The 9,651-nt window shown below is 58.6% G+C and carries 9 protein-coding genes; 5 read left to right on the forward strand and 4 right to left on the reverse strand.

What is annotated here, in order from left to right; all coding sequences use genetic code 11:
• Positions 1-133: 133 nt before the first annotated feature.
• Entirely contained in the window at positions 134-559 is a 426-nt protein-coding gene (locus Q0J81_RS08600; RefSeq protein WP_294447212.1) for a hypothetical protein, read from the reverse strand.
• A gap of 258 nt (positions 560-817) precedes the next feature.
• On the opposite strand from Q0J81_RS08600, the gene Q0J81_RS08605 reads away from it, so the two are divergent.
• On the forward strand, positions 818-1,306 hold the full coding sequence (locus Q0J81_RS08605) for a helix-turn-helix domain-containing protein (protein WP_294447213.1): 489 nt from the start codon (positions 818-820) through the stop codon (positions 1,304-1,306).
• Positions 1,307-1,569: 263 nt separating this feature from the next.
• On the opposite strand, the gene Q0J81_RS08610 is transcribed toward Q0J81_RS08605, so the two are convergent.
• Positions 1,570-1,785, reverse strand: coding sequence for a hypothetical protein (locus tag Q0J81_RS08610; protein WP_294447214.1), 216 nt, complete (start codon positions 1,783-1,785; stop codon positions 1,570-1,572).
• A gap of 84 nt (positions 1,786-1,869) precedes the next feature.
• On the opposite strand from Q0J81_RS08610, the gene Q0J81_RS08615 reads away from it, so the two are divergent.
• The 4 genes from Q0J81_RS08615 (at position 1,870) to Q0J81_RS08630 (ending at position 5,836) form a co-directional block, all read left to right on the forward strand.
• Complete coding sequence (locus Q0J81_RS08615) at positions 1,870-2,130, forward strand: type II toxin-antitoxin system HicB family antitoxin (protein WP_294447215.1); 261 nt, start codon at positions 1,870-1,872, stop codon at positions 2,128-2,130.
• A 132-nt stretch (positions 2,131-2,262) separates the two neighbouring features.
• Positions 2,263-3,285, forward strand: a complete 1,023-nt coding sequence (locus tag Q0J81_RS08620; protein ID WP_294447216.1) for a GNAT family N-acetyltransferase — start codon at positions 2,263-2,265, stop codon at positions 3,283-3,285.
• A 254-nt stretch (positions 3,286-3,539) separates the two neighbouring features.
• Entirely contained in the window at positions 3,540-4,307 is a 768-nt protein-coding gene (locus Q0J81_RS08625; protein WP_294447217.1) for a hypothetical protein, read from the forward strand.
• A gap of 350 nt (positions 4,308-4,657) precedes the next feature.
• Positions 4,658-5,836 (forward strand): MFS transporter, encoded by a 1,179-nt coding sequence (locus Q0J81_RS08630; protein ID WP_294447218.1) that lies wholly within the window; start codon positions 4,658-4,660, stop codon positions 5,834-5,836.
• A 217-nt stretch (positions 5,837-6,053) separates the two neighbouring features.
• Here Q0J81_RS08630 and Q0J81_RS08635 read toward each other — a convergent pair whose 3' ends face one another.
• Together Q0J81_RS08635 and hemC are read right to left on the reverse strand one after the other, a co-directional pair.
• On the reverse strand, positions 6,054-8,504 hold the full coding sequence (locus Q0J81_RS08635; RefSeq protein ID WP_294447219.1) for a Lon protease family protein: 2,451 nt from the start codon (positions 8,502-8,504) through the stop codon (positions 6,054-6,056).
• Positions 8,501-9,445 (reverse strand): hydroxymethylbilane synthase, encoded by a 945-nt coding sequence (gene hemC / locus Q0J81_RS08640; protein WP_294447220.1) that lies wholly within the window; start codon positions 9,443-9,445, stop codon positions 8,501-8,503. Before hemC ends, Q0J81_RS08635 begins: the two co-directional genes overlap by 4 nt.
• Positions 9,446-9,651: the final 206 nt, after the last annotated feature.

The following is a 9,651-nucleotide window of genomic DNA, read 5'->3' on the forward strand; positions in this document are numbered from 1 at the left end:
ACTGTGGCGGAAACCAGCTCCGCCGTGACGCCTATGCGCCGTCCAAGTTCCGACATGCTCAAGCCTCGCTCGACAAGGACGGCCCGGATTGCATAGCGAGCCTCATAGCGTAGGCGTCCGCATTCTTCGCGGGTCATAAGTCTTCCTCCAGCTTGCGCTTGCGTTGACGCGCCGCCTTCATCTCCAGAACCGCAGCCCCATAGTCTCGGAGCTTCCTGTCTTCTTCCGTCATCAAATCCAATCCCAACGCACGCGCCGCAACGCGGAATGGTTCCACATTGCCGGTGGCGCGGCAGAAGGCCAGCAGGGCCAGAATGGAGGGAGGATGCGACGTGTCGGAGGGGGCCAGCCACTTGTCCAGAGTGGCTTTGCTGATGGACAGGGTATTGCCGCCTGTCAGCTTGATGCCAGCCCGCTGTGCTATTTCATTCAGGCGGTCGGCAAGCATCTTTCTTCCTTCGCCTTCCGGCGCTCCGGCGGCATCGCGCATGGCGGTCTTGATGGCCGCCATGACGCCGGAAAGCCGGATGGCGTCGTCAAGTAAGGATAGCTGCTTCATGACCTGCTCCCTGTCCAAACGCGGTTCGCGCCCGGACGTTGATTTAATGGGGCGGGCCGGATAAAGTCCCTTTTGCTACTGTTGAAAACTTCAACCGCCCGTAAGTCCATATTTAGGACAAAATTTCAGACAAGTAAACTGAAATTTTGGGTAAAACTTAAAAACGCCTGAAATTTTATTTGTCAATTTTTATAGCTAGTTACGCAATTAGCTAGGTAAAAGTTGCGGTAAAACTTTGGCGTAGGGAACTTTTACCCAATGAAAACACTGGGAGAACGCATCCGATTCATACGTGGGGAAGAAAGCCAAGCCGAATTTGCAGAACGTGTTGGAATTGCAAAAGGTTCTATAGGTGGCTATGAAAATGGCAGAAATTCACCCAGTGCAGATGTTATTCTGAAAATTTGTCTTTCGTATGATATTTCATCCGAATGGCTTCTCAAGGGGGAAGGCTCCATGCACATTGGAGCTACTTCGGCTTCCTCTGTATGCAAAGAGAACCAGGAAAAAACATCTCAAGACTATTCTAACATTGAGAAAAAATTAAATATATCAGAAGAGGAACGCCGAGAGTTGACAATGGAAAATCGCAAGCTCTACCGAGAAAAAGAAACGCTCTATAAGGAAAAGGAAGAGCTACTCCGCGAAATCGGGGAACTACGAGAAAAAGTTGCCCGACTGGAGGAGCGTAAAAATCGACTCGCTGTTGCTTCGGATCAGCCTGCGCAACATAGCGGCGTTGCATAATCAGAAAAGACAAAAAAACAGCCCTGCTTTTGTGTCAAAAACGACACACGGCAGGGCTGTTGTATTCTCATTTGTCGTGCGGAAACGCTCTTGAAATAGCCTTCCGTTCTCAAGTCTTTTTTCGCGGCCTTTTTTAGACGCCGGACCACCATAAGCCCGCGCCTGGCCTACATATAGCCGACATCTAGCCGACTGGATGACGCCATACCGTCATTCTCATTTCTTCTGCCCCCCTATAATGGGAGAAAGGCATGGGCGACACCTCACTCAAACCCGCGGAAAGAATCATGGCCCTCGACATGATAAGGGTCAGCGCGCTTTTCTGAGTCATTGTTTTTCATGCAGGCGTGCATTTCAGTGAAAAATATCCTGAGTTTTTCTTTCCGTCCTATCTCCATCTCGGCAATCTCGGTGTTTCGCTTTTTATAGTCCTTTCTGGATTCTCCATCTCCTTCCAATCGCAACAAATCCATCTCCATTGCATTCCCGGCAAGGAAAACGTACCCTTGTAAAAAATGCAGTCGCTCTGTTCACCGTTCTTCTCTCGACAAGGAGGGCTCCCCTTGCTTTACCCCATGTTCATACGGCATCAGCTCTTCGGTTCTCTTGCGGGAGAACTGCCCGACTTTCCCGGCTGCACTCCGGAAGGGGATACCATGGACGAACTCATGGAAAACGTTCAGCCGACGGTTCTCGCATGGATGAACGAAAACGGCATGACGACAATGCCCCTGCCCTCCTCTCCCCGTGAGGAAGAAAACGGATGTCCTCCGCTTTTTGTGGAAATACCGTCTCCGCTCCCGCAAGCCCAGGACAAAAAATGACCGTCGTTTTTCGCTTTCATAAAAGGCGAGTGCATCCCTGACGGCGGCTTCGTTGCCGACGCCCCACATTTTCTGCTTGACGCGCACTCTCACCGATTCTCTGCGACACAGCACCTCATGCAGGCACGGTTCATGAAATTCCTCAATCTTTCCCACGGCTCCCTTGGCTGGAACCCTGAGCTGACCGCCCGTTGGACGGATGCGGCCGCCAGTTCCGGCAGGCCGGAACCCTTCAGCTGCACCCCGGCATGGCAACTTGCCTTTCACGATGCCTTTGCGCCCGCCAGAAGACTTTTTATCCATGCGAAAGACAACAACGTTCTGGCCTTTGCTGAGCTCACGCTGCTGTCCGGGCACGTCATTCTCGCTCCCATAGAATCGCACTGGATTTCGGCAAGTCCCCTGCTGGGGCCGGACGCCGACGATCTTTTTGCCGAAGCACTGCCCTTCATCTCCCAGGAATACGAAGGACACGCCCCCTGCTTTCTTCTCAGCGGCATGGAAAGGGGCTGTGAACTCTTCCATCGCCTCTTTCTCCGCCTTTCCCCGCAGTTCCGGTTTCTGAAACAGCCTGTCTCCCTGCAGCGCAGCGCCTCTCTGCTGGGAGGAATGGACGGTTATCTTTCCAGACGTTCGGGCAACTTCCGCTCAAAAATGAAAAAGGCCCGCAGAAAGGCCGCAGAAAGCGGCATTCTCTTTGAACGCGTCGTACCCTCAGGTCTGAAGGAAGCCGACGCCGTCTACGCGCGCATGGTGGCCGTGGAAGAAAAAAGCTGGAAAGGAAAGGGGCACTGCGGCATGACGGAACCTCCCTCTCTGGAGTTCTACCATGCCATGATACGACGTCTCTCCCTGTATCGAGGCGGCAGGGTCATGTTCGCCATGCATGAGGGCAGAGACATCGGCTTCATTTTCGGAGGCATGGCCGGTTCCTGCTACCGCGGACAGCAATTCAGCTATGATACGGACTGGAAAGCCTTTTCCATAGGTGATCTGCTTCAAATGGAACAGCTCGACTGGCTCTGCGAGGAGGGAGCCGTCCGTTACGACATGGGCATGAGCGATCATCCTTCCATGGCTTACAAGACGCACTGGGCGGAAACGGAGCTCTCCCTTCATGCCTGTCTGCTTATGCCCCGGCAGGCCAGGCTGTAGAAATGTTCCGACCGGGGCATGACGATGCTCTTCTTCCTTATTTTTCCTCAACGGTCTTTCAGACATCATGGATTTCTTTTCCCGCTTTTCCTACACTCAGCACAAAAAGTCCCTGCTGCGGACCCTGAACATCGTGTTGCTTCCGCTCTCTACGGCAGGAAAACGGCACGAAAACGTCATCCGCAGTCCGGCAGCGCCGTACGACATTAACGGCGCGGTCCCGGTTCAACTCTCTTTCCTCATGGAGGCAGTCCATGAAAAAATGGCTCATCGCTCTGGCGACTCTGGTCATCCTGCTGGTTGCAGGCGTCATCATTCTCTTCTTCTCCCTCAATTCCATCGTGGAAAAGGCCGTAAACACGGAAGGCCCGAAAATAACAGGCACCGCCGTGCATCTGGACAAGGCCGATCTTTCCCTCTTCTCCGGCAAGGGCGTGTTCAGCGGATTTACCCTGGGCAATCCTGCGGGCTTCAGCGGAAGCCATGCCGCAACGGTGGCCTCCATTTCCGTGGCTCTTGACACCGGCTCCGTGTTCAAGGACGTCGTCATCGTGCGCAACGTAACCGTCGACGGCCCGGAACTTGTCTATGAGCTCGGCAAGGACACCAGCAACTTCGACGTCATTCTGAAAAACGTCCGGGAATACGCCGACAGAAACGAACACAAAGAATCCGCTTCCTCCGCCTCTGCCGTCAGGACCGACGACAATGCTTCCAAAAAGAAGGTCATCATCGACGAGCTTGTCATACGCAACGCAAAGGCCATGCTCACCGTGCCTCTTCTCAAGTTCACCGTCCATGTTCCGCTGCCTGAAATCCGGCTGACCGACATCGGCCGCAAGGAATCCGGCGCCAGCTTCGCAAGGGCCGCCCTTCTCGTGGCAGCAGAAGTTTCCCGCACACTGGCCAAGGCAGCGGAAGAACAGACGAAGCACCTGGGCTCTACATTGCTCAAAGATGGCGACAAGGCCGGAGACAAAGCAAAGAATCTGCTGAAGGAAGGTCTCAAGCTGTTCAGGTAGCACCGCCGTCTGACGCCGGTAACATCTGAAAACAATGTCCGACCGTCCGCATAAAAACGCGGACGGTCTTTTTATGGTTTCCGCCGCCCAGAGCAGGACATTTTCCCCCGGCCTGCGCGAACGGCGCTTTCCCTGCGCTCATTCTGCGCCGGAGGATTCACCTTGCAAAGAGAGCACGGCTCGCATGGAAGAATGCGGAACACCGCGCCGACCGACTCTCTTCCCCCGTTCCGCAATCTGGTGCAGGAAAAGCCGTCATGCCGCATCTTGCCATGAGAAAGGCCGTGGACTAACATGGCTTGCCGCACCTTGTGTCGCCGTACGCATTCACCCTGTTTCCCCGCATTGCCATGAACTACAGAAAAATTCTGCTTCTTTCTCTCGGTCATCTGTCCTGCGATCTCAATTCCCACGCCCTGCCCGCCCTGCTGCCCTATCTGGCGGCGGCACACGGCTTCGACTATCAGACCTGCGGCTTTCTGGCTTTCGCCTATTCCGCAGTCGCCTCCCTCGTTCAGCCCGGTCTCGGACTCTTGGCCGACAAGATAGCCCGGGGATGGTTCATTCCGCTCGGCATTCTCATGGCCGCCGCAGGCATAGGAGCCACCGGCTTCCTTTCCAGTGAATACGCCATGTTCGCATCTCTGGTCATCGGAGGCATAGGCGCCGCGGTCTTCCATCCCGAGGCGGCACGCTACGCCAACATCGTTTCCGGCGACCACAAGGGCGTGGGGCTCAGCATCTTTTCCGTGGGCGGCAACGGCGGCATGCTCATGGGACCGGTCATCGTCATGCTGGCCGTGGGCGGCCTGCCCCTGGGCAGCTTCACCCTCGGAGGCTTCGGCCTGCACGGCACGGCGGCATTCTGCCTGCTCGGCCTCGTCATGGCCACTCTGCTCTTCTGGCGCGTCCGTGCCTGGGACATGGCGGCCAGAACGTCCACAGCTCGAAGCGGCGGCGCCGGTGCTGCCAATGAGTGGGGCTCGTTCGGCATACTGTCCGGCTGTCTTCTCACCCGCATGGGCCTCACCGTGGCATTCACCACCTATCTGCCGCTCTACTGGCAGGGCGTGTTTCATGCCTCCGCCTCCACCGGCAATCTCATGCTCGTTCTCTTTTCCGTGTTCGGCGTAGCCAGCAATCTCACCGGAGGCGCAGCCGCCGACCGCTGGGGCTTCCGCCGCGTCATACGCTGGGCGTCCTTTCTTTCCCTGCCCATTCTTGCAGTCTTCCCTCTGGTGACGAGTCCGTGGCTGGCCGCTCTTCTGCTCGCACCGCTGGCCATAGCCCTGTTCGCCCCGTTCAGCTCCATGGTGGTTCTCGGACAGCGCTATCTCTCCAAAAACATGGGCTTTGCCTCAGGCATCACGCTCGGCGTGGCCGTGAGCGTTGGCGGAATGTTCGCGCCTGTTCTCGGCTGGGCCGCCGACGCATGGGGCGGGCTTTCCCCGGCCATGCACCTTCTCACGCCTCTCGCCGTCGTGGGTGCGGTGTGCGCGTGCCTTCTCAGGGAACCGAAGAACGTCTGAAAACAAAAACGTCCTTGCGCTTCATGAAGCTTCCGGCTTCTTTTCGCAATGCACGAAAAAAGCCCGTCCGTGCTCTCCTTAGAAGAACAACGGACGGGCTTTTTGCAGCCTGCCGGATATTGGACATACAGGACAAAGACGCATCGGACGACGCCGACCGGCAGAGCCGGCACGACGCTTCCGCATTTCCCGGGCGACGCGAAAAAACGCCTTGCGCTCAGGCCCGGGCCTTGCGCCTTCTCGTCTTGAAACTGTGTTCGGCCAGCCAGCCGAACTCGCTCAGACGCTCGTCGACCTTGAAGAACAGCGTGTCCTTCGGGAAGGAGCCGTCCTTGTGGCGACGTCCTGCGGGAATGCCGGTCAGAAGTTCCATGGCCTCGGCAATGTGCGTCACGGGATAGATGGAAAACTTTCCGTCACGCACGGCATTGACCACCTTTTCATCCAGCATGAGATGTTCCACGTTGTCGCGGGGCAGAATGACGCCCTGCTCGCCCGTGAGTCCTCTGCGGGAGCACAGCTCGAAAAAGCCCTCGATCTTGCGCGTCACGCCGCCCACGGCCATGATCTGCCCGGACTGGCTCACCGCGCCGGTAAATGCCAGGGAAAGCCGGATGGGCACCTCGGAAATGGCGGAAAGCAGCGCCGCAAGCTCTGCTCCCGATGCGGAATCCCCTTCAATGCCGTTGTAGCTCTGCTCGAAGCAGAGGCTGCCGGAAAGCACCAGAGGCTTGTTGTGCGCAAACTGCGAGGCGAGGTAGCTTTTAAGTATCATCATGGCCTTGGTGTGGATGGGGCCGCCGAGCTCCGCCTCGCGCTCAAGGTCTATGATGCCGCCGTGTCCCACGCCCACGGTGCAGGAAATCTGATGCGGCAGCCCGAACTCGTAATCACCGCTTGTGGTGACGGCAAGGCCGTTGACGCAGCCGACTTCCGCTCCCGAGGTACGCAGCTTGATGACATCCCTGTCGTATTCCTCCATGAAGAGTTCCTCGACAAGGTCGGAACGATGACGCCGTGCACGCAGAGCCTCGTTGAGACTGGCCCTGTCCACCATGGCCTTTCCGGCCATGGCCGCCGTGGCCGATGCCTCGATGAGCGTCTCGCGCATGAGAGGGAACCGCAGAGAAAGCTTGCGATGATCCTCGCACAGTTCCGAGCCGTGATCCACCAGACCGGCCAGAGCCTCGCGGTCGAAGGGGAGGAGGTCGGCCTCGTCCATGATGCGGGCAAGCTGGCAGAGCCAGGAGCGAACGGAGGGGGCCGTGCGCTCGGTTTCCGAGGCCATCTGAGCCTTGATCTTGAACTGCTTGGCAAAGCGTTCATCCCGCTCAAGAAGCAGATCATAGAGCTCATCTTCGCCCACGAGCACCACCTTGAGATTGAGCGGCATGGGTTCGGGCTCTATGCCCTTCACGCGGGAGGTGTCGTTGAAGTCCGGGTCCTCAATGCGGGCAACGCCGGAACGCAGCGCGCGCATGAGGCCTTCCCATGCAGGACCGTTTGCCAGCAGATCATTGACGTGCAGGATCAGATAGCCGCCGTTGGCGCGGTGCAGGGATCCGGCCTTGATGAGCGTGAAATCCGTGACCAGAGCGCCCATTTCCGATTCCCGCTCCACGCAGCCGAGCAGGTTGCCGTAGGTAGGGTGATCCTCCACCACCACGGGTGCGCCGTGCATTTCTCCGTTGTCCACCAGAACGTTGACGCTGTAGCGGTACAGATCCGGTTCCTGCGGAGACGAGCTCTCTCCATGGGGAAGGACGGCAGGTCCGTCCTTGGGCAGAAACAGTTCCAGATGATCCAGTACGTCGGCCCGGAGATCGTCGAAAAAGGCGCGCAGCGCATCGGTCTTCTCTTCGCATCCGCACACGCGACAGGCTTTTGCAGCAACGGGCTCGACCAGCCTGTTCAGCAGATATTCCGCAGCGTCGCGTTCAAGCTGCTGCTCCTTCTTCTGAAAGCTTTTCTCAAGCTCGCCCATCTTGCGGACAAAGGGCGCCATGCTTTGCAGAAGCTGATCGGCACGGCGCTTGAACTCCCGCCTTTCCAGCGCATCCAGAAGCGCGACCTCCTCGTCGCTCAGGCGCTTGCCTTCCTTCATGGGGAAAAGCGAAAGCGAACCCTGCTCCTCGGCCTCAAGGGCAAAGCCCTTCTCCTCGGCCATGCGCTCAAGCTCCTTCACCATGCCCGAGCGCTTTTCGCGGAACTCCTCACGACCGGCGCGGCGCTTGCGCAAAAAGGCGTCGGAATCCAGTCTCGCGGGAAGCTCCTCGCGCATCTGCCGCAGGGCGTCCGCCAGAGAATCGCGCAGCACTCCGCCCTGCCCGGCCGGGAGCTGAATGAGCACGGGCCGATCTTCGTCCTTGAAGTTGTTGACGTAGATGACGTCCGGCGGCGTGGCCTCCCTGCGGGCCAGAGGCTCCAGGAAGTCGCACAGCATATAGGTCCTGCCGAGATCAGGAGAACCGGACAGGTAAACGTTGTAGCCGGAATTGCGTATGTGCACGGCCAGTTCCAGCGCGGCCAGAGCCCGGGGCTGGGCAGGACGGCGTCGCCCTCCGCGGGGAATGGCGCGGCTGTCCTCCCACGGAATGCGCTCCGCAGGCCAGGACGGATGCAGCTTTTCCGCAGAAAGCGGCGCAACGAGATGCAGCGCGGGACTCATGCCTTCTCCTCTTCTCCGTCGTAAAGCTCGGCAAGAATACGGTCGGCCCCTCTGCCGAGAAGCTCTTCCGCAAGGGCGCATCCCATGCGCTCCGCCTCCTCCGGCGAGGCTGCCGAACGTCGAGAGCCGCGTATCACCGTTTTGCCGTCAACGCCGGCCACCAGCGCGTCAAGGCTCAGCTCATCGCCGCAAAGCTCGGCGTGCGCCGCAATGGGGACCTGACATCCTCCGTCAAGGCGGCGAAGAAACGCGCGCTCGGCGGAAACGCACAGACGCGTGGGGCGATGTTCCAGAAAGGCAAGGAGCTCATGCAAATCTTCCCGATCCTCCCGCATCTCCACGCCGAGAGCCCCCTGTCCCACGGCGGGCAGCATGGCAGGCGGCACAAGATCTTCCTGCCACGTTGCCGAAAGACCGAGGCGCTTCACGCCGGCACGGGCCAGAATGATGGCGTCGTACTGCCCTTCCTTCATCTTGCGCAGACGGGTTTCCACGTTGCCGCGCAGCATGTCCACGCGAATGTCGGGGCGCAGGGCCAGCACCTGCGCCTGCCTGCGCAGGGAGCTTGTTCCCAGCACGGCCCCGGCAGGAAGAGCGGAAAGCGAGACATACCGTTCAGAAAGAAAAAGATCGGTGCAGATTTCCCGTTCCGGCACGGCTCCGAGCACGAGCCCCTCGGGCAGCACCATGGGCACATCCTTCATGCTGTGCACCGCAATGTCCGCCGCGCCGGAAAGCAGCGCTTCCTCGATTTCCTTGACGAACAGCCCCTTGCCGCCCACCTTGGCCAGCGGCACGTCGAGAATGACGTCGCCCTTGGTCTTGAGCACGAGCAGCTCGACCTCAAGACCGGCATGCTGCGCCAGAAGGCGTTCCCTGATATGTTCCGCCTGCCACAGCGCAAGTTTGCTTCCCCGCGTGGCGATGATGATTTTTTTCATAGTAACTCCAGAGTTGCCGGAACCGGCGGGCATGAGCGCCCCGCCGGACCTTTTCGTCGCCCTGAGAGGCTCGAGGCTCCCTTGTCGGGAAACGGCATGATGAACGAGATTACGAAAGCGCCGGGCACGGACGCTTCGCCGGAAAAGGCGGATCTTTCCCGCGCGACCACAACGCCGAATCGCGCAAAGAAACCACGACACCGCCA

The sequence above is a fragment of the uncultured Mailhella sp. genome, assembly GCF_944324575.1.
In the GTDB taxonomy this organism is placed as follows: Bacteria; Desulfobacterota; Desulfovibrionia; order Desulfovibrionales; family Desulfovibrionaceae; genus Mailhella.

Excerpts from the sequence above, each read along its gene's own strand:
- Q0J81_RS08600 (WP_294447212.1), bottom strand. The coding sequence starts at position 559 with ATGAAGCAGCTATCCTTACTTGACGACGCCATCCGGCTTTCCGGCGTC.
- Q0J81_RS08605 (WP_294447213.1), top strand. The coding sequence starts at position 818 with ATGAAAACACTGGGAGAACGCATCCGATTCATACGTGGGGAAGAAAGC.
- Q0J81_RS08610 (WP_294447214.1), bottom strand. The coding sequence starts at position 1,785 with ATGGAGATGGATTTGTTGCGATTGGAAGGAGATGGAGAATCCAGAAAG.
- Q0J81_RS08620 (WP_294447216.1), top strand. The coding sequence starts at position 2,263 with ATGAAATTCCTCAATCTTTCCCACGGCTCCCTTGGCTGGAACCCTGAG.
- Q0J81_RS08625 (WP_294447217.1), top strand. The coding sequence starts at position 3,540 with ATGAAAAAATGGCTCATCGCTCTGGCGACTCTGGTCATCCTGCTGGTT.
- Q0J81_RS08630 (WP_294447218.1), top strand. The coding sequence starts at position 4,658 with ATGAACTACAGAAAAATTCTGCTTCTTTCTCTCGGTCATCTGTCCTGC.
- Q0J81_RS08635 (WP_294447219.1), bottom strand. The coding sequence starts at position 8,504 with ATGAGTCCCGCGCTGCATCTCGTTGCGCCGCTTTCTGCGGAAAAGCTG.
- hemC (WP_294447220.1), bottom strand. The coding sequence starts at position 9,445 with ATGAAAAAAATCATCATCGCCACGCGGGGAAGCAAACTTGCGCTGTGG.